The 20,886-nt window shown below is 70.3% G+C and carries 19 protein-coding genes and 1 pseudogene; 6 read left to right on the plus strand and 14 right to left on the minus strand.

Annotation, left to right across the window (positions count from 1 at the left end; genetic code table 11):
* Positions 1-59: 59 nt before the first annotated feature.
* A complete protein-coding gene (locus ACIBTS_RS25910) occupies positions 60-824 on the plus strand; it encodes an alpha/beta hydrolase (RefSeq protein WP_399322496.1) in 765 nt (254 codons plus the stop codon).
* A 28-nt stretch (positions 825-852) separates the two neighbouring features.
* On the opposite strand, the gene ACIBTS_RS25915 is transcribed toward ACIBTS_RS25910, so the two are convergent.
* Positions 853-1,806: a LysR family transcriptional regulator gene (locus tag ACIBTS_RS25915; protein WP_079660192.1), complete on the minus strand. Its 954-nt coding sequence runs from the start codon at positions 1,804-1,806 to the stop codon at positions 853-855.
* A 63-nt stretch (positions 1,807-1,869) separates the two neighbouring features.
* On the opposite strand from ACIBTS_RS25915, the gene ACIBTS_RS25920 reads away from it, so the two are divergent.
* The 3 genes from ACIBTS_RS25920 (at position 1,870) to ACIBTS_RS25930 (ending at position 5,551) form a co-directional block, all read left to right on the plus strand.
* On the plus strand, positions 1,870-3,180 hold the full coding sequence (locus tag ACIBTS_RS25920; protein WP_399322499.1) for an MFS transporter: 1,311 nt from the start codon (positions 1,870-1,872) through the stop codon (positions 3,178-3,180).
* 100 nt (positions 3,181-3,280) lie between these two features.
* Positions 3,281-4,405, plus strand: a complete 1,125-nt coding sequence (gene dnaN / locus ACIBTS_RS25925) for a DNA polymerase III subunit beta (RefSeq protein WP_399322500.1) — start codon at positions 3,281-3,283, stop codon at positions 4,403-4,405.
* 129 nt (positions 4,406-4,534) lie between these two features.
* The gene (locus ACIBTS_RS25930; RefSeq protein ID WP_334577620.1) at positions 4,535-5,551 is read left to right on the plus strand and encodes a sigma-70 family RNA polymerase sigma factor; all 1,017 of its coding nucleotides are present in this window, start codon (positions 4,535-4,537) and stop codon (positions 5,549-5,551) included.
* Here the strand turns inward: ACIBTS_RS25930 and ACIBTS_RS25935 are convergent.
* The 10 genes and pseudogenes from ACIBTS_RS25935 to ACIBTS_RS25980 form a co-directional block, all read right to left on the minus strand.
* Positions 5,435-5,821 (minus strand): STAS domain-containing protein, encoded by a 387-nt coding sequence (locus ACIBTS_RS25935; protein ID WP_399322501.1) that lies wholly within the window; start codon positions 5,819-5,821, stop codon positions 5,435-5,437. The two genes, ACIBTS_RS25930 and ACIBTS_RS25935, sit on opposite strands and share 117 nt — an antisense overlap.
* Before the next feature lie 20 nt (positions 5,822-5,841).
* Positions 5,842-6,155 (minus strand): annotated as a pseudogene (locus ACIBTS_RS25940) (Uma2 family endonuclease); the annotation flags it as partial.
* Between the two features lie 84 nt (positions 6,156-6,239).
* The gene (locus tag ACIBTS_RS25945; RefSeq protein ID WP_319674313.1) at positions 6,240-7,523 is read right to left on the minus strand and encodes a thymidine phosphorylase; all 1,284 of its coding nucleotides are present in this window, start codon (positions 7,521-7,523) and stop codon (positions 6,240-6,242) included.
* 66 nt (positions 7,524-7,589) lie between these two features.
* Positions 7,590-8,003, minus strand: a complete 414-nt coding sequence (locus ACIBTS_RS25950; RefSeq protein WP_079660201.1) for a cytidine deaminase — start codon at positions 8,001-8,003, stop codon at positions 7,590-7,592.
* Entirely contained in the window at positions 8,000-9,262 is a 1,263-nt protein-coding gene (locus tag ACIBTS_RS25955) for an ABC transporter permease (RefSeq protein ID WP_399322503.1), read from the minus strand. The genes ACIBTS_RS25950 and ACIBTS_RS25955 overlap by 4 nt, the downstream gene beginning before the upstream one ends.
* Positions 9,262-10,380 carry an ABC transporter permease gene (locus ACIBTS_RS25960; RefSeq protein ID WP_319674311.1) on the minus strand — a complete coding sequence of 373 codons (1,119 nt, stop codon included), beginning with the start codon at positions 10,378-10,380 and terminating at the stop codon, positions 9,262-9,264. Before ACIBTS_RS25960 ends, ACIBTS_RS25955 begins: the two co-directional genes overlap by 1 nt.
* On the minus strand, positions 10,377-12,005 hold the full coding sequence (locus ACIBTS_RS25965; RefSeq protein WP_399322662.1) for an ABC transporter ATP-binding protein: 1,629 nt from the start codon (positions 12,003-12,005) through the stop codon (positions 10,377-10,379). The genes ACIBTS_RS25960 and ACIBTS_RS25965 overlap by 4 nt, the downstream gene beginning before the upstream one ends.
* A gap of 300 nt (positions 12,006-12,305) precedes the next feature.
* Positions 12,306-13,358 carry a BMP family protein gene (locus tag ACIBTS_RS25970; protein WP_399322505.1) on the minus strand — a complete coding sequence of 351 codons (1,053 nt, stop codon included), beginning with the start codon at positions 13,356-13,358 and terminating at the stop codon, positions 12,306-12,308.
* Positions 13,359-13,601: 243 nt separating this feature from the next.
* Complete coding sequence (locus ACIBTS_RS25975) at positions 13,602-14,633, minus strand: BMP family protein (protein ID WP_399322507.1); 1,032 nt, start codon at positions 14,631-14,633, stop codon at positions 13,602-13,604.
* Between the two features lie 384 nt (positions 14,634-15,017).
* Positions 15,018-16,280: an amidohydrolase gene (locus tag ACIBTS_RS25980; protein WP_319674308.1), complete on the minus strand. Its 1,263-nt coding sequence runs from the start codon at positions 16,278-16,280 to the stop codon at positions 15,018-15,020.
* A 345-nt stretch (positions 16,281-16,625) separates the two neighbouring features.
* Between ACIBTS_RS25980 and ACIBTS_RS25985 the strand changes: the two genes are divergently transcribed.
* On the plus strand, positions 16,626-16,853 hold the full coding sequence (locus ACIBTS_RS25985; protein ID WP_399322509.1) for a hypothetical protein: 228 nt from the start codon (positions 16,626-16,628) through the stop codon (positions 16,851-16,853).
* Between the two features lie 164 nt (positions 16,854-17,017).
* Here ACIBTS_RS25985 and ACIBTS_RS25990 read toward each other — a convergent pair whose 3' ends face one another.
* Both ACIBTS_RS25990 and ACIBTS_RS25995 read right to left on the minus strand, forming a co-directional pair.
* Positions 17,018-17,599: a Uma2 family endonuclease gene (locus ACIBTS_RS25990; protein ID WP_399322510.1), complete on the minus strand. Its 582-nt coding sequence runs from the start codon at positions 17,597-17,599 to the stop codon at positions 17,018-17,020.
* Positions 17,600-17,691: 92 nt separating this feature from the next.
* Positions 17,692-19,272, minus strand: coding sequence for a methylmalonyl-CoA mutase family protein (locus tag ACIBTS_RS25995; protein WP_319674305.1), 1,581 nt, complete (start codon positions 19,270-19,272; stop codon positions 17,692-17,694).
* Between the two features lie 185 nt (positions 19,273-19,457).
* On the opposite strand from ACIBTS_RS25995, the gene ACIBTS_RS26000 reads away from it, so the two are divergent.
* On the plus strand, positions 19,458-20,345 hold the full coding sequence (locus tag ACIBTS_RS26000; protein ID WP_399322512.1) for a L,D-transpeptidase family protein: 888 nt from the start codon (positions 19,458-19,460) through the stop codon (positions 20,343-20,345).
* Between the two features lie 210 nt (positions 20,346-20,555).
* Here ACIBTS_RS26000 and ACIBTS_RS26005 read toward each other — a convergent pair whose 3' ends face one another.
* Positions 20,556-20,855, minus strand: a complete 300-nt coding sequence (locus ACIBTS_RS26005) for a hypothetical protein (protein ID WP_399322513.1) — start codon at positions 20,853-20,855, stop codon at positions 20,556-20,558.
* Positions 20,856-20,886: the final 31 nt, after the last annotated feature.

Consider the following 20,886-nt stretch of genomic DNA (forward strand, 5'->3'; position numbering starts at 1 on the left):
GCACGGACGGGTGGACTACACGCATGCTTCTGACACTGTTCTGCCATGGGACAGGAAGTATGGGGCAGGAAGTGACGCCGGTTCGGACTCCCCGGCTGGGAAGGGCGCTCGGCCCGGAGCCGACGGCGGTGAGCGGGGCGGTGGTGCTGCTCCCGGGGGGCGAGGAGGTCTCCAGCCGCAGGCCGGCCCCCGTGTGGCCGGCCGCCTCCGTCCGGGGCCTCGGCCGAAGACTCGCGCGCGCCGGTCGCGCGCATGGCGGTCTGGCCATCCACGCCGTGCACTACCGCTACCGGGGCTGGAACGGCAGCGAGGCGCACCTCGCGGCCGACGCGGCCTGGGCGGCCGACGAGGTCGTACGGCGTTACGGAGACGTTCCCGTGTGCCTGGCCGGCGTCGACATGGGTGCGCGGGCCGCGCTGCGCGCCGGGGGTCACGAGGCCGTCAACTCCGTGCTGGCGGTGGCTCCCTGGCTGCCGGAGGAGGACATGGCCGCGCCACCCGAACCGGTGAAGCAGCTCGCGGGGCGGCGGGTGCTGATCGTGCACGGCACGAACGACGAACGCTGCGACCCAGAGCTGTCGTTCCGGCTCGCAGCGCGGGCGAAGAAGGCGAACCGGGACGTGTGCCGGTTCGAGGTGCACTCCGACGGGCATCGGCTGCACCAGTACCGGGGTGAAGTCCTCGCGTTGGCCGAGGACTTCGTGATGGGCGCGTTGTTCGGGCGGGCGCTTTCCCGGCCGGTGGAGGACGCGTTGGCGGCTCCGCCGCCGTTGGGGCTGCGGATGCCGTTGGCCGCGGGGTTCGGCAAGTCGTTACGCCGGTGAGGCGGGGACCTGGGGGCCTGGGGCCCCTTCAGTCCGGCAGCAGGTTCCCGCGTCTCGACAGCAGGAACTTCTTGAAGGCGGCCACCGGCGGGGTGTCCGGGTGGCCGTCCAACCAGGCGACACCGATCTCGCGGGCGGCGCGTGGGGCGGTGACGGTCAGTTCCACGACCCCCGGGCGGGCCACGGCGGGCGGTGGCAGCAGCGCCACTCCCAGGCCCGCCGCCACCAGCCCCCTCAGCGTCTCCGCCTCCTCCCCCTCGAAGGCGATCCGGGGGCGGAAACCCGCTTCCTTGCAGAGGTCGTCGGTGATGCGGCGCAGTCCGTAGCCGGGTTCCAGGGTCACGAAGGTCTCGTCGGCGGCCTCGGCGAGACGGACCCGTCTGCGGGCGGCGAGGCGGTGGTCGGCGGGGACGACCAGCCGCAGCTTCTGTTCGTCGAGGCGGCGGGCGACGAGGTCGGGGGCGTCCGGGACCGGGGAGGTCAGACAGAGGTCCAGTTCGCCCGCCCGCAGCCGCTCGATCATCGCCTCGCCGTAGTTCTGGACGAGGCTGAACCGGACGCGCGGATGGTCGGCGCGGAACGCGTGGATCAGGCCGGGGACGGTCTCGGCGCCCATCGTGTGCAGGAAGCCGAAGGCGACCTTGCCGGTGGCGGCGTCGGCGTCCGCCCGGACCTCGTCGGCGGCCCGCTCGATCTCGGCGAGGGCGCGTTCGACCGAGGTGAGGAAGGTGCGACCGGCCGGGGTGAGGGAGACCGTGCGGCCGCGCCGGGCGAACAGGTCGACCCCCAGGTCCTGTTCGAGGCGGACCATCGCCCGGGAGAGCGTGGACTGGGGGACGTTCATCTCCTGCGCGGCCCGCGTGACGTGCTCGGTACGGGCGACTCCGGCGAAGTACGCGAGCCGTGGGGCCAACGACATCGCCATGTCTTCTGTGTCACTGGACGGTGACAGGTGAGCCTGTGACCTCTGCTGATGCACCATGGGAACGATTATGGCGATTCCATGCATTGGACGGATGAGCGGTGCCGTACGTAGGTTCGAGGCATGTCTCCCGCCAGTACCGGGGCGTCCACGATCGTGGGCGCCGCGTCCTCCGTTCCCGCCTCCGCCTCCGCCTCCTCCCCCTCCCCCTCCTCTTTCTCGGCCTCTTCCGATTCCCGTATGGCCCCCGGTGGTCCCGGTTACCGCCGGATGAGCTTCGCGCTCTTCCTCGCCGGGGTGGCGACCTTCGCCCTGCTGTACTCCACGCAGGCGCTCCTGCCGCTGATCTCCGGTGACTTCGGGGTGGCGGCGAGCCAGGCGAGCTGGACGGTGGCGGCGGCGACCGGCGGACTGGCGCTGTTCGTCCTGCCGATGAGCGCCCTCTCCGAGCGCTACGGACGACGTACGGTGATGACGGCCTCGCTGGCGGTCGCGGTGGGTGTGGGCCTGCTGGTCCCCTTCGCCCCCTCGCTGGGCACGCTGGTCGTGCTGCGGGCGGTGCAGGGCGCGGCGCTGGCCGGGCTTCCGGCGTCGGCGACGGCGTATCTCGCGGAGGAGGTGCGGCCGAAGGCGCTGGTCACGGCGATCGGTCTGTTCGTGGCGGGCAACAGCGTCGGCGGGATGAGCGGCCGGGTCATCACCGGCTGGGTCGCGCAGGAGTGGGGCTGGCGGGTCGCGGTCGGCGTGATCGGCGCGCTGGCGGTGGCCTGCGCGATCGCCTTCCGGCTGCTGCTCCCGGCGCCGAAGCACTTCAGGACGGGTTCGCTGGCGCCCCGCGTCCTGGCCGGCACCGTCCGCGACCACCTCGCGAACCCGCTGCTGCGCCGGCTGTACGCGATCGGCGCGCTGTTCATGACCGTCTTCGGCGGCGTGTACACGGTCATCGGCTACCGGCTGACGGAGGCGCCGTTCTCCCTCCCCCAGGGCATCGTCGGCTCGATCTTCCTGGTGTACCTCGTGGGCACGGTGTCGGCGTCGACGGCGGGCCGACTGGTCGGCCGGCTGGGACGGCGCGGGGCGCTGTACCTGGCGGGCGGCACGACGGCCGCGGGCCTGCTGCTGTCGCTCGCGGACTCGCTGGGGCTGGTGCTCCTGGGGCTGGTGCTGATCACGGCGGGCTTCTTCGCGGGGCACGCGGTGGCGTCCTCGGCGGTCAGCAAGACGGCGACGACCGGCCGCGCCCAGGCCTCCGCCCTCTACCAGTCCGCCTACTACATCGGCTCCAGCACCGGCTCCACGGTCGGCGCGATGGCCTTCCACTCGGGCGGCTGGGCGGGCACGGTCGGCGTGGGCGTCCTGGCGGTGCTCGGCGTCGTGACGATCACGGTGCTCGGGACGCGGGCGGCCCGCCGGGAGACGCTGGTCGCCGCCTGATCCCTTCCGGCGCCTTCCCCCCCTGCTCAGGGCCCGTTGTCAGTGGTCGCGGATAGCCTTCGCGACCACTGACCGGTAGTGACGCAGGGGGTTTTCGCACATGGAGTTCCGGATCGACCGCGGTGACCTCGTCGAGGCCGTGGGCTGGGCGGCCCGCGCGCTTCCCGCCCGTACGCCGGTGCCCGTGCTGGGCGGGCTGCTGCTGGACGCGGCGGCGGGGCGGCTGAGCGTGTCGGGGTTCGACTTCGAGACGGCGGCGCGGATCGAGACGGACGCGGAGGTCGGCGGCGACGGGCAGGTCCTCGTCCTCGGGCGCAGGCTCCTCGACATCTGCAAGGTGCTGCCGGACGGGCCGGTGAGCTGTTCCCTGGAGGGCACGCGGTTCACGGTCGAGGCGGGCGGCACCAGCTTCGGCCTGTCGACCCTCCCGCGCGAGGAGTACCCCACCCCGCCCGCACCGCCCGAGGCGTACGGCACCGTGGACGCGGCCGCGTTCGCCACCGCCGTCGCCCAGGTCGCGGTGGCGGCCGGCCGCGACGACACGCTGCCGGTGCTGACCGGGGTCCAACTGCGGCTGGACGGCGGGGAGATGACGCTGTCGGCGTCGGACCGTTACCGGTACGCGGTACGACGGCTGGAGTGGAAACCGGAGGCGGCCGCGGGGGATGCGACTCAGGCGCTCGTGCCGGCGCGGCGGCTGCTGGACGTGGCCCGGTCGCTGGCGCGCTGCGGGGTCGTGAGGATCGGGCTCGACGGGGCGCCGGGGGCCTCGGGGGGCGGGCCGATCGGGTTCGAGGGCGGGCGGATGCGGTCGGTCGTACGGCCGCTGGACGGGCGGCTGCCGTCGTACGGGAAGCTGTTCGACATGGCGGGGGCCGCGGTCGCCGAGGTGGAGTGCGGGGCGCTGACGGAGGCCGTGCGCAGGGTCGCGGTGGTGGCGGAGGCGAACAGCGCGGTGCGGCTGGACTTCTCGGCCGGGTCCGTCCTGCTGCGCGCCGGGTACGGCGACGACGTGGCCACGCAGCGGCTGCCCGCCGGGCTGACCGGCGCCGAGGAGGTGAGCGTGGCGTTCAACCCGGCGTACCTGCTGGACGCGGTGGCCTCCTTCGAGGCGCCGAGGCTGCGGATGGAACTGCTGGGGACGGGGCAGCGGGCGCTGCTGGGCGCGGCGGACGTCCCAAAGGCGCACCGGCATCTGCTGATGTCCGTGAAGCAGCTGGTCTGAGAAGTGCCTGCGCAGGCGTTTGACCTGCGCGTTCACTGACTCGGCGAGCCATTGTCAGTGGGCTGCGGTAGCTTCCGAAGTGCTGGGCGCAAAGGCGCGTGGCAGGACGGCCACAGGGGTGGGTGGACGATGGGCAACAGCACGGCGACGACGACGGACCTCGACGTCGCACTGGAGAAACACCGGACAGAGCTGACCGGCTACTGCTACCGCATGCTGGGCTCCTCCTTCGAGGCGGAGGACGCGGTGCAGGACACCCTGGTGCGCGCCTGGCGGAGCTACGACAAGTTCGAGGGCCGCTCCAGCCTGCGCTCGTGGCTGTACCGGATCGCGACGAACGTGTGTCTGGACATGCTGACGGCCGGCAACAAGCGGGCCAGGCCCATGGACCTGTCCGAGTCCACCCCCCTCGCCCAGGCGGCGCTCTCCCCCCGCCCCGACCACACCTGGCTGGAGCCGATGCCGGACGCCCGCGTGCTGCCGACGGTGGAGGACCCGGCGGAGGCGGCCGTCGCGAAGGAGTCGGTGCGCCTGGCCTTCATGGCCGCGCTGCAGCAGCTCCCGCCGAAGCAGCGGGCGGTGCTGATCCTGCGGGAGGTGCTGGCGTGGAAGGCGAGCGAGGTCGCCGAGTTGCTCGGCACGACGGTCGCCTCGGTCAACAGCGCGCTGCAGCGGGCGCGGGCGACGCTCTCCGAGCGGGAGGCGTCCGGGGCGGACGCGGCGGTGTCCGACCCGCTGGACGAGGAGCAGAAGAAACTCCTCGAACGCTATGTGGCGGCCTTCGAGGGCTACGACATGACGGCGCTGACGGCCCTCCTCCACGAGGACGCCATCATGACGATGCCGCCGTTCGACCTGTGGCTGACGGGGCACGACGACATCACCGGTTTCATGACCACGCTCGGCTCCGCCTGCGAGGGCTCGCGCCTGCTGCCGGTCCAGGTCAACGGTCTGCCGGGATTCGCCCAGTACAAGCCGGACCCGGAGAACGGCGGCTACACGCCCTGGTCGATCCAGATCCTGGAGATCTCAGACGGCCGTCTCACCGGATTCCACTTCTACCTCGACACCCAGCGCTGGTTCCCCCTGTTCGACCTCCCCCTCCACCTCGACGGGCACGCCGACAAGGTCGAGCAGGGCGCGTAGGGCGGGGTCGGGGGCGCGCAGCCGTATCCGTCCCCCGGCCCGCCGTGCGGCCAGCTGGAGCCGCGCCAGCAGTTCGACGGCGGCCAGCCCCGGCGGCCCGATCCCGGCGACATCGCAGACGACGATCCCGGCATGGCCGGCCTCCAGCAGACCCCGCACATCGTCGGCCAGCCCTGCCACCTGCTCCCGGGTGACGGGGCCGGTCAGGGTGAGTACGGGGGGTGTCGTCGCTTCCACGATCGGTAGACCGTGCGGACGCACACAACTCATCGGGACGGCGAGGCAGGTGTCTACTCGGCCGGGAACTCGCTGGTGTCGATGACGAGGTCGAAGGGCGCAGGGAGCTTGAGGGCCTCGCCGAACTTCGCGGTACTGAGCGGACGGTGGACATCGCCCTTCGGCTCTCCGTAGAGCGTCGCGGTGGGGCCTACGGGGGCCCACCTGTCGACGAGGAGGTAGAGCGGGATGCCCGCTGTGCGTGGGCGGCGGGTTTGCTGACGCGGTCGTGCCGAGCGTTGGACTTCGAGGTGCCCTCGACGACGAGTTCGGCCAGTGCGGCCGGAATGCAGGCATCCGCCTCCGTGTGTTCTCGCACGGGGGCCACATCGGTGCGTCGCCGGTCCAAGCATGCCGAACGGGACCGGCGGCGGTCCACCGATCCCGTTCACCCGAAAGGGGAAAGTGCAGGTCAGGCGATACGTTCCAGCACCACCGGCGACGCCGTGAACGTCGTGCCCGGCGCGCCGATGTCGTACGAGCCCTCCACCGCCTGCAGGGCGTAGTCGAAGCGCTCCGGGGTGTCCGTGTGGAGGGTGAGGAGGGGCTGGCCCGCAGTCACCGTGTCGCCGGGCTTGGCGTGCAGTTCGACGCCCGCGCCCGCCTGCACCGGGTCCTCCTTGCGGGCGCGGCCCGCGCCCAGGCGCCAGGCGGCGATGCCGATGTCGTAGGCGTCGAGGCGGGTCAGGACGCCGGAGGCGCCCGCCTTCACCACATGCTGTTCCTTCGCCGTCGGCAGCACCGCGTCCGGGTCGCCGCCCTGGGCCGTGATCATGCGGCGCCAGACGTCCATGGCGGAGCCGTCGGCCAGGGCCTTCGCCGGGTCGGCGTCCTGCACGCCCGCCGCGTCCAGCATTTCGCGGGCCAGGGCGAGGGTCAGTTCCACCACGTCGGAGGGGCCTCCGCCCGCCAGGACCTCCACCGACTCACGGACCTCCAGGGCGTTGCCCGCCGTCAGACCCAGCGGGGTCGACATGTCCGTCAGGAGCGCGACCGTCTTCACGCCGTGGTCGGTGCCGAGGCCCACCATCGTGGACGCCAACTCGCGCGCGTCCTCGATCGTCTTCATGAAGGCGCCCGTGCCCACCTTCACGTCCAGGACGAGCGAGCCGGTGCCCTCCGCGATCTTCTTCGACATGATCGAGGACGCGATCAGCGGGATCGCCTCGACCGTGCCGGTCACGTCCCGGAGCGCGTACAGCTTCTTGTCGGCGGGAGCCAGGCCGTCGCCCGCCGCGCAGATCACCGCACCGGTGCCGTCCAGCACCGACAGCATCTCCTCGTTGGACAACAGCGCGCGCCAGCCCGGGATCGACTCCAGCTTGTCCAGGGTGCCGCCGGTGTGGCCGAGGCCGCGGCCCGACAGCTGCGGGACGGCCGCGCCGCAGGCCGCCACCAGCGGGGCCAGCGGCAGGGTGATCTTGTCGCCGACGCCGCCCGTGGAGTGCTTGTCGGCCGTCGGGCGGGACAGCGACGAGAAGTCCATGCGCTCGCCCGAGGCGATCATCGCGGCCGTCCAGCGGGCGATCTCGCGGCGGTTCATGCCGTTGAGCAGGACGGCCATGTTGAGGGCGGCCATCTGATAGTCGGCGACCTCGCCTCGGGTGTACGCGTCGATGACCCAGTCGATCTGCTCGTCGCTGAGCTCACCGCGGTCCCGCTTGGTGCGGATGACGGAGACGGCGTCCATGGCCATGGCTTTCCTTCCGACGTTCATAAAGTGCGCGGCCCCTCTGCGCCAGTCAGAGGGGCCGCGCGGGAGTCACTTGTTCAGATGGTCCGGGCCGAAGGCCTGCGGGAGCATCTCCGACAGGGGGAGGATCCCCGCCGGGGTCTCCAGCAGCAGCTCCGGGCCGCCGAACTCGTACAGCAGCTGGCGGCAGCGGCCGCACGGGACGAGGATCTCGCCCCGGCCGTCCACACAGGTGAAGTGGGTGAGCCGACCGCCGCCGGTCCGCTGCAGCTCCGAGACCAGCCCGCACTCGGCGCACAGGCCGAGCCCGTAGGAGGCGTTCTCGACGTTGCAGCCGGAGATCGTGCGGCCGTCGTCCACCAGGGCCGCGACGCCGACCGGGTAGCCCGAGTAGGGGGCGTACGCGTGGGACATGGCCTCGCGGGCCAGCTCGCGCAGCGCGTCCCAGTCGACCGTGGCGGCCGACGCCGCGGCCGGGGTCACTTGCCCTGTCCCTTCCGGTACGGCATGCCGTCCGCCTTCGGCATCCGCAGGGACTGCGCGGACAGCGACAGCACCAACAGGGTGACGACGTACGGCGCGGCCGTCACGACCTGGCGCGGGACCTCGTCCGTGCCGACGTACCAGATGAACATCAGGGCCGAGACGAGCGCGGTGACGACGGCGGGGACGTACTTCTTCTGCCACGCCAGGTAGGCCGCGCCGAACACCAGCAGGATCGCGAGCAGCAGGATCAGCGCGTGGACGTTGGTCGTGCCGCCGCGCAGGTTGAGGCTGTCGGTGTAGCCGAACAGGCCCGCGCCGAGGGCGAGGCCGCCCGGCATCCAGTTGCCGAAGATCATCGCGGCGAGGCCGATGTAGCCGCGTCCGGCGGTCTGGCCGTCCAGGTACACGTTGGACGCCACGATGGACAGGAACGCGCCGCCGAGGCCGGCGAAGCCACCGCTGATGATCACGGCGATGTACTTGTACTTGTAGACGTTGACGCCGAGGGACTCGGCGGCGATCGGGTTCTCGCCGCAGGAGCGCAGCCGCAGACCGAACGCGGTGCGCCACAGCACCCACCAGGTGCCCGGCACGAGGGCGACCGCGATGACGGTCAGCGGCGACAGGTCGGTGATCAGACCGCCGACCAGGCCGGCGATGTCGGAGATCAGGAACCAGTGCTTCTCGTTGAGCGTGTCCAGCCAGCTGGAGAGCCCGGGGATGTCGAAGGTGCCGAGCGAGTCGATCGGCGGGGACTGCTTGGAGGAGCCGCCCTGGACGCCCTCGAAGGTGAACTTCGACAGATAGCGGGTGGTGCCCAGGGCGAGGATGTTGATGGCCACACCGGAGACGATGTGGTTCACGTTGAAGGTGACGGTCGCGATGGCGTGCAGGACGGCGCCGAGCGCGCCGCCGATGATGCCGAAGACGACGCCCGTCCACGGGCCCCACTGGTAGCCGGCCCAGGCGCCGAACCAGGTGCCGAGGATCATCATGCCTTCGAGGCCGATGTTGACGACGCCCGCGCGCTCGGCCCACAGACCGCCGAGGCCGGCCAGGCCGATCGGGACGGCGAGGCGCAGTGCCGTGGACATCTGGCCGGTGGAGGTGATGCCGTCCGCGCCGGTGATCAGCCGGACGGCCGAGGTCAGCACCAGGACGCCCGCGATGATCAGCAGGAGGACCGGGAGCGAGAAACGGCGGCCGCCCTTGCCGGGCTGCTTCGCCTTCGGCTTGGCGATGGTCGTGGTGCTCATCAGACCGTCACCTCCTTGTCGGTGTTCTGGGCGGCTGCGGCGAGCTCGGCGCCGACGCGCTTCTGCTGGCGGCGCAGACCCCACTGGCGTACGGCCTCGTACGAGATGACGACCGCGAAGACGATCAGGCCCTGCATGATCGTGGCGATCTCCTTCTCGTACGCCACCGGGGTCGCGTAGTCGAGGGCGGGAGAGGCCTTGTCGAGGAAGGCGATCAGGAGCGCGGCGAAGGCGATGCCGACCGGGTTGTTGCGGCCGAGCAGGGCGATGGTGATGCCGGTGAAGCCGAGACCGGTGGGGAAGCTCAGGCTGTAGGTGTGGGCGTCGCCGAGCAGCAGCGGCAGGCCGGAGAGGCCCGCGATGCCGCCGGAGATCAGCATGGCGGTGAGGACCATCTTCTTCGCGTCGACGCCGGAGGCCGCGGCGGCCGTCTCGGACTCGCCGGTGGCGCGCAGGTCGAAGCCGAAGCGGGTGCGGTTGAGGACGACCCAGTAGACGACGCCGAGGGCGACGGCGAGGAAGACCAGGCCGTAGATCTCGCCGACGTCGGCGCCCAGGTTGATGCCGGGGATCCAGCCGGAGTCCTTCATGATGCCGGTCGTGTTGTTGTTGCCGACCTGCACGCCCCAGATGTTGTCGAGGGTGAGGTAGCCGATGACGCTGGTGGCGATCGCGTTCAGCATGATCGTCGCGACGACCTCGCTGACACCTCGGGTGACCTTGAGGATGCCCGCGATGCCGGCCCAGAACGCGCCGGTGAGGACGCCGACGAGGAGCAGCAGCGGGATCTGCAGGAAGGACGGCAGCGCGATGTTCGCGCCGACGACGGCGGTCATCATGGCGGCGAGGCGGTACTGGCCGTCGACGCCGATGTTGAACAGGTTCATGCGGAAGCCGATGGCGACCGCGAGGGCGGCGATGTAGTACATCGAGGCCTGGTTGAGGATCAGGACCTGGACGTCGGAGTAGCCGGCCTGCTCCAGCATGAGCGTGTACGGCTCGATCGGGCTCTTGCCGGAGGCGATCAGCACGACCGAGGTCAGCAGGATCGCCGCGACGAGCGCGATGACCGGGCCGGCCACCGCGAGGAGCACGCGCTCCTTGTCGAACTTCTTCATCGGGCCTCGTCCTCCGGACCGGCGGCTGCGTCGTTGTCGGCAGGCGTCTCTACGTGTTCCAGGTGACCGGTCGTGGCGCCGGTCATGGCGGAGCCCAGCTCCTCCGGGGTGACGGTGGCGGGGTCGGCGTCCGCGACCAGCCTGCCGTTGTAGATCACGCGCAGGGTGTCCGACAGGCCGATGAGCTCGTCGAGGTCGGCGGAGATCAGCAGCACGGCCAGGCCCTCGCGGCGGGCCTCGCGGATGCGGTCCCAGATCTGGGCCTGCGCGCCGACGTCCACACCGCGGGTGGGGTGGGCGGCGATCAGGAACTTCGGGTTGTGGCTCATCTCGCGGCCGACGATCAGCTTCTGCTGGTTGCCGCCGGAGAGGGAGGCGGCAGTGACGTCGATGCCGGGGGTGCGGACGTCGAACTCCTCGACGATCCGGCGGGTGTCGGCCTGCGCGCCCTTGGGGTTGAGCCAGAAGCCCTTGGCGTTGGGGGCCTCGGTGACATGGCCGAGGATGCGGTTCTCCCAGAGGGGAGCCTCCAGGAGCAGTCCCTGGCGGTGCCGGTCCTCGGGGATGTAGCCGATGCCGGACTCGCGCCGCCTGCGGGTGGGCCAGGGGGTGATGTCCTCGCCGAGGAAGGCGATGGTGCCGGAGTCGGCGTGCTTGGTGCCGATCAGCGCGTCGATGAGCTCGGTCTGGCCGTTGCCCTCGACGCCGGCGATGCCCATGACCTCACCGGCGTGGATGGTGAAGCTGACGTCGTCCAGGACCTTCTTGACCTCGCCGCTCTCCGGGGCGAGCGTGATGCCGCCGGTGGGCTCGGCGTCGGCGCCCAGGGACGCGCCGCCGGTGGCGTAGACGGTGAGGTTCGCGACCCGGAGGACGGGCTTGTCGGTGACCGTGGACTCGGCGGTCTCGGGGGTGGGCAGCTCGCTGCCGACCATCATCTCGGCGAGCTGACGGGGGGTGGTCTCGGCCGGGACGGCCGTGCCGACGGTCGTGCCGCGCCGGATGACGGTGATCTCGTCGGCGACGGAGAGGACCTCGCCCAGCTTGTGGGAGATGAAGATGACCGACAGGCCCTCGGACTTCAGCTCGCGCAGGTTGTCGAAGAGCGCGTCGACCTCCTGCGGGACCAGGACGGCGGTCGGCTCGTCGAGGATGAGGGTGCGGGCGCCGCGGAAGAGGACCTTGAGGATCTCCACGCGCTGCCGTTCGGCGACACCGAGGTCCTCGACCAGGGCGTCCGGGCGGACGTTCAGGCCGTACCGGTCGGAGATCTCCTTGATCTTCCTACGGGCGTTGCCGCCGATGCCGTACAGCTTCTCGCTGCCCAGCACCACGTTCTCCAGGACGGTCAGGTTGTCGGCCAGCATGAAGTGCTGGTGGACCATGCCGATGCCGCGGGCGATCGCGTCGGCGGGGCTGGAGAAGCTCACCTGTTCGCCGTCGATCGCGATGGTGCCCTCGTCCGGCTTCTGCATGCCGTAGAGGATCTTCATCAGGGTCGACTTGCCGGCGCCGTTCTCGCCGACCAGGGCGTGCACGGTGCCCTTGCGGACAGCGAGGTGGATGTCGTGGTTGGCGACGACACCGGGGAAGCGCTTGGTGATCCCCGCCAGCTCTACCGCGATCGTCGACTGTGCGGTGAGCGGAGGGCTGCTGGACGCGTCGATGGCGCACTCTCCTTGGGAAAGGGGCCGCTCTACGCGCGTAGCGCCCCTGCTTTAAATAGTGCCCGGATCGAATCGACCTTTATGATCTTGATCGCCGTCGGGTGAGCGATCCCGATCACGGCCCGATCCGTTCCGAGCATTCTGCCGCGCGAACGGGGCGCGGGGAGGACATCCTTCCCGCGCCCGGTTCCGTGGCCGTAACGCTGCCATTACAGCGGTTCCTCGGCCAAGGCCTCTGACCGGTTCAGCACCGTGGGGTCAGGAGGTCTTCACCTTGATGGTGCCGCTCTTGATGCCCTCTTCGGCCTTCTTGATCGCGGCCTGGATGTCGGCGTTGCCCGCGAAGGCCGGGTTGGAGTTCGACACGCTCACGCCGCCGTTGGCGAGGGAGCCGCGCACGACACCCGTCTCCGGCTTGCCGTCGTGGACGGACTTGGCCAGCGTGTAGACGGCGCCCTCGACGTTCTTCATGGCCGAGGTGAGGATCGACGCCTTGTACGCCTTCAGCGCGTCCTGCTTGTACTGGTCGGAGTCGACGCCGATGGCCCAGATCTTGTGGGCGTTGGCGGCCTTGATGACGCCCTGGCCGGACAGGCCGGCGGCGGCGTAGACGACGTCCGCACCGGCGTCGATCTGGCCCTCGGCGGCGCTCTCGCCCTTGTCGGGGCTGGAGAAGCCGCCCTCGGCGGCGGTCTCGGTCAGGTACTGCGACTTGACCGTGACGCCCTTCTTGGTGTCCGTGACGCCCTGCTTGAAGCCGGCCTCGAACTTGTGGATCAGCGGCACGTCCACGCCGCCGACGAAGCCGACGGTGTTGGACTTGGTGGCCTTGGCGGCGGCGACGCCGGCGAGGTAGGAGGCCTCCTCCTCGTGGAAGACGAGGTCGGCGACGTTGGCGGCCTTGATCTGCTCGTCGTCCACGATGCCGAAGGTGGTCTTCGGGTACTTGGCCGCGACCTCCTTGACGGCCGGCGCGTAGGCGAAGCCGACGCCGATCACGGGGTTGTAGCCCTGCTTGGCCAGGCTCTCCAGGCGCTGCACCTTGTCCGCGTCCGACTCGCCGTCCTGCGGCTCGACGGCGGTCGACTTGTAGCCGAACTCCTTGTCGGCCTTGGTCAGGCCGGCGGTCGCGGCGTCGTTGAAGGACTGGTCGCCCTTGCCGCCGACGTCGTACGCGAGCGCGAGGCCCAGGTTCTTGTCGCTGCTGTTGGAGGAGGAGGACGACGTGGACGAGCTTCCACAAGCGGAAACGGTCACGGCGAGAGCTGCGGTGGCTACACCCGCAGCCGCGATTCGGGACACCCGGCGCATGGAACTTGACTCCTTTGTGCAAGCGCCCAAACCAGGCGCTGGTTCCGCCGCAGCGTAACGCGCGTAGACCTGACGGAAAAACCCTTCTGTCCGGTCCGTTACCGAGCTGTGGCCACAGATGGATCCCAGGTTACGGACAGCAGAACGCCCCTTGCGGAAGGCAAGGGGCGCATGGGCTGCAAGGACGCTCGTAAGGGCGCAGTCGGAGGCCGCCGCGGGCCCGGGAGGGGCGTTACTCGGCGGTTACTTGGTGTTGACCGTGACCGTGCCGGCGATGATGTCCTTCTTGGCCTTGTCGACGGCCGCGACGACATCGGTCATCGCCTTGTACTTCGGGTTGGTGTCGGCGAAGCCGACGCCGTCGTTGGAGAGGCTGCCGCGGACCACGCCGGACAGGGGCTTGCCCTCGTACACGGACTTCACGAGGTCGTAGACGGCGCCGCCGACGTTCTTCAGGGCCGAGCCGAGGATGTAGTCCTTGTACGCCTTCAGCGCGCTCTGGTTGTACTGGTCGGAGTCGACGCCGATGGCCCACACCTTCTTGGCGGCGGCCTCGGTGATCACGCCCTGGCCGGAGAGGCCGGCCGCGTGGTAGATGACGTCGGCGCCGGCCTCGATCTGGCCGCTGGCCGCGTCCTTGCCCTTGTCGGGGCTGGAGAAGCCGCCCTCCTGGGGCGTCTCCGTCAGGTACTGCGACTCGATCTTGATGTTCGGGTTGATCGACTTGGCGCCCTGGACGTACCCGGCCTCGAACTTGTGGATCAGCGGGATGTCCACGCCGCCGATGAAGCCGATGTGTGCCTTCTTGGAGGTCTTGGCGGCGGCGACGCCTGCCAGGTACGAGGCCTGCTCCTCGTGGAAGACCAGGTCGGCGACGTTCTTGGCCTGGACCTGCTCGTCGTCGATGATCCCGAAGGTGATCTTCGGGAACTTGGCGGCGACCTCCTTGACGGCCGGCGCGTAGACGAAGCCGACGCCTATCACCGGGTTGTAGCCGGCCTGGGCGAGCTGGGTCAGGCGCTGCACCTTGTCCGCGTCGGACTCGCCGTCCTGCGGCTCGATGTCCTGGCCGCCGAGCTTGAACTCCTTCTCGGCCTTCTGGAAACCGGCGTAGGCGGCGTCGTTGAAGGACTGGTCGCCCTTGCCGCCGATGTCGTACGCGAGGCCGATGCCCTTGCCCGAGTAGCTGCCGGACTCCGTGTCGCCGGAGGACTTGGAGTCGCTGCTGGACTTGCCGCAGCCGGCGGCGGCGAGTGCGACGACCGCGACGGTCACCGCTGCCCGGGAGAATCTCGTCCTTCGAGAGATAAGACGCATTGCAAGCACCCTTCGTCCCCACGGCGCCGTGACCGGCCCGCTTTCCCCTTGGTGGCGCCGTTCCGCAAGGGCTTCCCCGACGAGCCGTTCCGGTGGCGATTCCGGCGCACAGTAACGCGCGTAGAAGGGGAGGGGAACGGGGTTTCTCGTGGCCGTTATCGATTCGTGCCGGGCTTGGGTTACAAGCGCGGCCCAGGCGTTACGCATGGGTGACACAAGGGAACGAAGGGGCGCTTTTCGGGCGCCCCTCGTCCCCTTGTCCGGGCCTTCTTCAAGGCCTTCTTCAAGGCCTTCTCCGGGGGCTTCTCCGGGGGCTTCTCCGGGGGCTTCTCCGGGGGCTTCTCAGCCGACGCGGGTCTCCGCGTCGAGCAGGGCGGCCGCCGTGAAGAGCTCCACGCCGACCGTGATCGCCGACTCGTCGGCGTCGAAGTCGCCCTGGTGCAGATCGCGTACGGTGCGCTCGCCGGGCGTGCGGACGCCGAGCCTTGCCATGGCGCCCGGTACCCGCTCCAGGTACCAGGAGAAGTCCTCGCCGCCGAGGCTCTGCTCGGTGCCCTCCACGGCCGCCTCGCCGCGCCGGGCGACCATGGCGTCCCGCAGCAGTCCAGTGACGTCTGCGTCGTTGACGACGGGCGGGACTCCCCGCACGTAGTTGATCTCCGACTTGGCCCGGTGCAGGTTGGCGACCTCGTCGATCGCCGCGACGACGATGTCCGGAGCCTGCCGCCACGCGTCGATGTCCAGGCAGCGGACGGTGCCGGAGAGCTCGGCGTGCTGCGGGATGACATTGGGCGCGTGGCCGCTCTCGATCCGGCCCCAGGTGACGGCGAGCCCGGCGCGCGTGTCCACCCGCCGGCCGACCAGCGCGGGCACGTCGGTGACGACCCGGGCGGCGGCGGTGACGAGGTCGGTGGTCAGGTGGGGGCGGGCGGTGTGGCCGCCGGGCCCGTCCAGCGCGATCTCCAGCCGGTCGCAGGCGGAGGTGATGGCGCCTTCGCGCAGTCCGACCCGGCCCGCGTCCACGCGGGGGTCGCAGTGCACGGCGATGATCCGGCCGACGCCGTCCAGCGCGCCGCACTCGATGGCGTCGGCGGCGCCGCCGGGCAGCACCTCCTCGGCGGGCTGGAAGATCAGCCGCACGGGCCGCGGAAGGCGCCCCTGCCGGTGCAGTTCCGCGAGGACGAGGCCGGCGCCGAGGACGACGGTGGTGTGCACGTCGTGACCGCAGGCGTGCGCGCGGTCGGGCACGGTCGAGCGGTAGGCGCACTCGGTCTTCATGTCGGGGATGGGCAGCGCGTCGATGTCGGCGCGCATCGCGAGGACGGGAACACCGTCGCCCTCTCCGTCCACCGCCCCGATGTCGCAGATGAGGCCGGTCCCGATGGCGAGCACGCGGGGCCTCAGCCCCGCCTTCTCGAGGCGGGCCTTGATCGCGGCCGTCGTACGGAACTCCTGGTTGCCGAGCTCGGGGTGCATGTGCAGGTCGCGGCGGAAGGCCACGAGCTCCGCGCGCAGCGCCTCCGGCAGGGTTCCGGGAAGGACTCCCGGCTCGGCAGCGGGGAGCACGTCTTCCCCGGAAGGATCGGCCTCGGACTCTCGGGACATCAGTTGCTTCACCCTCTGAAGGGTAGGACGCCGGAGCGGTCAACCGACCTACGATCAACAAAACTTCAACCCGTCAGGCGAAGAAAAGTTGGTCGCGCGGCGCATGGCTGCTGTGGGGGGTGGGTAAACTCCGCCGATTTTGCGGTCGGCACCCACATTTCTTCCTTCCTTTCACGGATACCACGGACCACTCATGGCACGCCGTGCCTGTCCACGGAGCGGACCGATCCCGACCGCCCCCGGACCGACCCGGATCGACCCGGACCGATCCCGGAATCATCACCGCCACGCGGCGATTCCGCCACGCAGCGCGAGGAACGGGTGTACGGCGGGCACGGTGCCCCCATGGAGACCTTGACGTGCGGCTGTGGCGAGGAGCACATCCCGGGGCTTCTCGCGAAGGGCATGGTGGCACTGGTGCTGACCGGGCTGGCGGTGATGGCCGTCACGGCGTGTGTGCTCACGGGTGTGATCTGGGCGTTCCTCCGGTGGCGGGACCGGGGGCGCGGGGAGAGTGAGCAGAGCTTCTTCGACGGTTTCGGCCGTTGGGAGGAGGAAGAGGGCGAGCGGTAGCCGTGGGGGGTGGGGCGTGAGGGGGCGTGAGGGGTCGACCGCCTCAGAGGCCCGGAGAGGACGGGCTGTTCCTGGTCCGCCCGGACGGTTATGTGGGCTGGGCGGGCCAGTCGGCGGAAGGGCTGGAGCGCTACCGGGCGCGGGTGGGCGCCCGACCCACGCGATCAGTCGCCGCCGTCGAGGAGCGTGTCCACGGAGAGCTCCAGGGTGACACCGACGGACTCGGGGACGGGGACGTCCTGGCCTCGCTTGTAGCGGACGGGGTCGGGGTACTTGCCGTCGGCCGGGTCCTGGTAGAGGAGTACCTCGTCGTGCTTGCGGTCGGCGATGAGGTAGGCGGGGATGCCGGCCTCGGCATAGCACTCGACCTTGGGACCGAGGTCGTCGGACCAGTTCGACGACGTCACTTCGACGACCAGGCGGAAGACGTTCGGAGCGAAGCAGTTCTTCGTCACGTGGGCGTCGCGGAAGTCCGCGTCGACTACGGAGAAGTCAGGGATCGCGAAGTCGTCGGACAACGTGGGCAGCCAAAGACCGATCCCCTGGACATACCGGAGCCCAGCCTTCCGAGCTCCTGCTCCGGCAAATGCTTCGATGAGCCAAGTCAGTGACAGGGCGTGCGAGCCGTCCGGCGGCGGTGTCACAGTGAGCCTCCCCTGGAGAATCTCCACGCGGTGCCCAGGCAGTGCACGAGAAAGCTGGTCGGCGGCTTCGCTCAACGTCAGCTCGTGTTGCAGTACGGCCACGGCATCCTCCTTTTCGGGGAACACTCTCCACGAGCGTATCCGGGGGCGGACAGAATCCGCCCTCGATCACCCATTCGAGGGAATCGCCCAGCTCAGAACGCATCCGACGGCACGTAAGTCCCCCAGACCTCCCGGAGGGCGTTGCACACCTCGCCCACCGTCGCCCGGGCGCGCAGCGCGTCCTTCATCGGGTAGAGGACGTTGTCCTCGCCCTCCGCCGCCTTCTTCAGGGCGTCCAGGGCCGAGTCCACCGCCGCCTGGTCGCGTTCGGCGCGCAGCTTCGCGAGCCGGTCCGCCTGCTGGGCCTCGATGGCCGGGTCGACGCGGAGCGGCTCGTAGGGCTCCTCGGCGTCGAGCTGGTAGCGGTTGACGCCGACGACGACCCGCTCGCCGGAGTCGGTCTCCTGGGCGATCCGGTAGGCGGAGCGCTCGATCTCGGACTTCTGGAAGCCGTGCTCGATGGCGGTGACCGCGCCGCCGAGGTCCTCGACCTTCCGCATGAGTTCGACGGCCGCCGTCTCGACGTCGTCGGTCATCTTCTCCACGACGTACGACCCGGCGAAGGGGTCGACGGTCGCCGTCACGTCCGTCTCGTAGGCGAGCACCTGCTGGGTGCGCAGGGCGAGGCGCGCGCTCTTGTCCGTGGGCAGCGCGATCGCCTCGTCGAAGGAGTTCGTGTGCAGGGACTGGGTGCCGCCGAGGACCGCCGCGAGGCCCTGGACGGCGACCCGCACCAGGTTCACCTCCGGCTGCTGGGCCGTCAGCTGGACGCCCGCCGTCTGCGTGTGGAACCGCAGCATCAGCGACTTGGGGTTCTTCGCGCCGAACTCGTCCTTCATCACCCGCGCCCAGATCCGGCGCGCGGCACGGAACTTCGCGACCTCTTCGAGGATCGTCGTACGCGCCACGAAGAAGAAGGACAGCCGCGGGGCGAAGTCGTCGACGTCCATCCCCGCGGCCACCGCCGTACGGACGTACTCGATGCCGTCCGCCAGCGTGAAGGCGATCTCCTGCGCCGGGGACGCGCCCGCCTCCGCCATGTGATAGCCGGAGATCGAGATCGTGTTCCACTTCGGGATCTCGGCCTTGCAGTACTTGAAGATGTCGGCGATGAGGCGCAGCGAGGGCTTCGGCGGGAAGATGTACGTCCCGCGCGCGATGTACTCCTTCAGGACGTCGTTCTGGATCGTGCCCGTGAGCCGGTCGGCCGGGACGCCCTGCTCCTCGCCGACCAGCTGGTACATGAGCAGCAGCAGGGCCGCGGGGGCGTTGATCGTCATCGACGTCGACACCTTGTCCAGCGGGATCCCGCCGAACAGCACCCGCATGTCGTCGATCGAGTCGATCGCCACGCCGACCTTGCCGACCTCGCCGGAGGCGATCGGCGCGTCGGAGTCGTGGCCCATCTGGGTGGGCAGGTCGAAGGCGACCGACAGGCCCATCGTGCCGTTGGCGATCAGCTGCTTGTAGCGGGCGTTGGACTCCACCGCCGTGCCGAAGCCCGCGTACTGGCGCATCGTCCAGGGGCGGCCGGTGTACATCGACGGGTAGACGCCCCGGGTGAAGGGGTACGCGCCGGGCTCGCCCAGCTTCTCGGCCGGGTCCCAGCCCGCCAGGTCCTCGGGCCCGTAGACCGGTTCGATGGGGAGTCCGGACTCCGACTCACGCGCCATTGGTGTGATGCCTCCCGCTGAGCAATTACCCGTCAGTACAGTCCGACCCTTCGACGGACTGTATCGGCGTGCGTGCACCCGGTGGAGGGGAGCACGCTGGGAGCTTCCTCACAGACTGATTGCGGTCCCGGTCACAACCTTGCCGGTCCGTTCGTGAGACGTCATCCGGGGGGAAGATTCCAGGCATGCGGATGCGGAGATCGATCGCCGTCCTGGCCGCCGCGGCGGCCCTGGTGACGGTGTGCGGCGGCTGTAGCGTGCAGACCCCGAAGACGGACACCGGCACGGGCAGGGGCGCGGACGGGGGTGCGGACGGGGGCGCGCGCTCGCCCGTCCCCGCCGACGCCGGCCGGACGACACCCCGCTCGCCCCGGGCCTCGACCCCGGCCGGGACGACCGCCGACGACAAGCCGAGCGCCCCGGCCACCGACGCCCCACCCCCCGCCGTGCTGTGGTCGCCCGGCGACACCGGGCGCGCGGTGCGCGAGCTCCAGGCCCGGCTGCGGCAGGTCGCCTGGCTCTACGACGGCCCCACGGGCACGTACGACGACCGTACCGAGGAGGCGGTGAAGGGCTTCCAGGGCAAGCGCGGGCTGCCGAGGACCGGGACGACGGACACCGTCACCTGGCAGCGGCTGCTGGGCATGACGCGGGAGCCGGGCCAGTGGGAGCTGTATCTGATGGGCGGTCAGCCGGCCGCCGCGCCCGATCCCCGCTGTCTGACCGGGCGGGTGCTGTGCATCGACAAGACGACCCGCACCCTGCGCTGGATGATCGACGGCCGGACCGAGTCGACGGTGTCGGTCCGCTTCGGCTCGCAGTACACGCCCACCCGCGAGGGTGTGTTCCACGTCTACTGGAAGTCCCGCGACCATGTGTCCACGCTCTACCACTCGCCGATGCCGTACGCGATGTTCTTCAGCGGCGGGCAGGCGGTGCACTACTCGGCCGACTTCGCGGCCCGCGGTTACGCCGGCGCCTCGCACGGCTGCGTCAATGTGCGGGACGAGGCGGCCATCGCGAAGCTCTTCGCGCAGGTGAGGAACGGCGACAAGGTCGTCGTGTCCTGGTAGGCGTTGGGGGCGCGAGCGGGACCGGGGGAACGTGTCCCGCCCGCGCCGAGCGCACGAGCCGAAGGTACGGGGGGAACCCCGGCTCGGTGCAAGGGCCGATGACCAGTCGGCTCACTTGTTACTGCGCCCCGGCCGCCAAAAACGTCACACCCCACGCGAAAAAACTTCTGCGATCTACGAAGTCGCAGGTCAGCGGGGCGTGGCGGGGGCTCACTCGTCGGGGCAGCTGCCGCTCGTGGAGGAGAACAGCGCCGGGAATCCCTTCCGTGAGGCCTCCCGGTTGGCGATGCTCACGAGCTGGTTGACGGTGATGACGGCGCCGTTGAGGTCGGGAGCGTGGATGATCCTGGACTCCTGCGGGCGACCGTTGTAGCGGATGCAGAAGGGGAACGGGAACATCTGGACGTCACCGGTGGACGATGCCCCGTCGGACGACAGGATCTCCGCCAACTCGGTTGATTCCGTTGCGAGTTCATCGATCGTGGGCGTCACTTCGGTCTCTTCTCCCATGACGGCTCTCCTTGGTGCGATGGGATAGGAC

Origin of the sequence: Streptomyces sp. NPDC050121 (genome assembly GCF_044460385.1) — a bacterium.
In the GTDB taxonomy this organism is placed as follows: Bacteria; Actinomycetota; Actinomycetes; order Streptomycetales; family Streptomycetaceae; genus Streptomyces; species Streptomyces soliscabiei.

Excerpts from the sequence above, each read along its gene's own strand:
- ACIBTS_RS25910 (WP_399322496.1), top strand. The coding sequence starts at position 60 with ATGGGGCAGGAAGTGACGCCGGTTCGGACTCCCCGGCTGGGAAGGGCG.
- ACIBTS_RS25915 (WP_079660192.1), bottom strand. The coding sequence starts at position 1,806 with ATGGTGCATCAGCAGAGGTCACAGGCTCACCTGTCACCGTCCAGTGAC.
- ACIBTS_RS25920 (WP_399322499.1), top strand. The coding sequence starts at position 1,870 with ATGTCTCCCGCCAGTACCGGGGCGTCCACGATCGTGGGCGCCGCGTCC.
- dnaN (WP_399322500.1), top strand. The coding sequence starts at position 3,281 with ATGGAGTTCCGGATCGACCGCGGTGACCTCGTCGAGGCCGTGGGCTGG.
- ACIBTS_RS25930 (WP_334577620.1), top strand. The coding sequence starts at position 4,535 with ATGGGCAACAGCACGGCGACGACGACGGACCTCGACGTCGCACTGGAG.
- ACIBTS_RS25935 (WP_399322501.1), bottom strand. The coding sequence starts at position 5,821 with ATGAGTTGTGTGCGTCCGCACGGTCTACCGATCGTGGAAGCGACGACA.
- ACIBTS_RS25945 (WP_319674313.1), bottom strand. The coding sequence starts at position 7,523 with ATGGCCATGGACGCCGTCTCCGTCATCCGCACCAAGCGGGACCGCGGT.
- ACIBTS_RS25955 (WP_399322503.1), bottom strand. The coding sequence starts at position 9,262 with ATGAGCACCACGACCATCGCCAAGCCGAAGGCGAAGCAGCCCGGCAAG.
- ACIBTS_RS25960 (WP_319674311.1), bottom strand. The coding sequence starts at position 10,380 with ATGAAGAAGTTCGACAAGGAGCGCGTGCTCCTCGCGGTGGCCGGCCCG.
- ACIBTS_RS25970 (WP_399322505.1), bottom strand. The coding sequence starts at position 13,358 with ATGCGCCGGGTGTCCCGAATCGCGGCTGCGGGTGTAGCCACCGCAGCT.
- ACIBTS_RS25980 (WP_319674308.1), bottom strand. The coding sequence starts at position 16,280 with ATGTCCCGAGAGTCCGAGGCCGATCCTTCCGGGGAAGACGTGCTCCCC.
- ACIBTS_RS25985 (WP_399322509.1), top strand. The coding sequence starts at position 16,626 with ATGGAGACCTTGACGTGCGGCTGTGGCGAGGAGCACATCCCGGGGCTT.
- ACIBTS_RS25995 (WP_319674305.1), bottom strand. The coding sequence starts at position 19,272 with ATGGCGCGTGAGTCGGAGTCCGGACTCCCCATCGAACCGGTCTACGGG.
- ACIBTS_RS26000 (WP_399322512.1), top strand. The coding sequence starts at position 19,458 with ATGCGGATGCGGAGATCGATCGCCGTCCTGGCCGCCGCGGCGGCCCTG.
- ACIBTS_RS26005 (WP_399322513.1), bottom strand. The coding sequence starts at position 20,855 with ATGGGAGAAGAGACCGAAGTGACGCCCACGATCGATGAACTCGCAACG.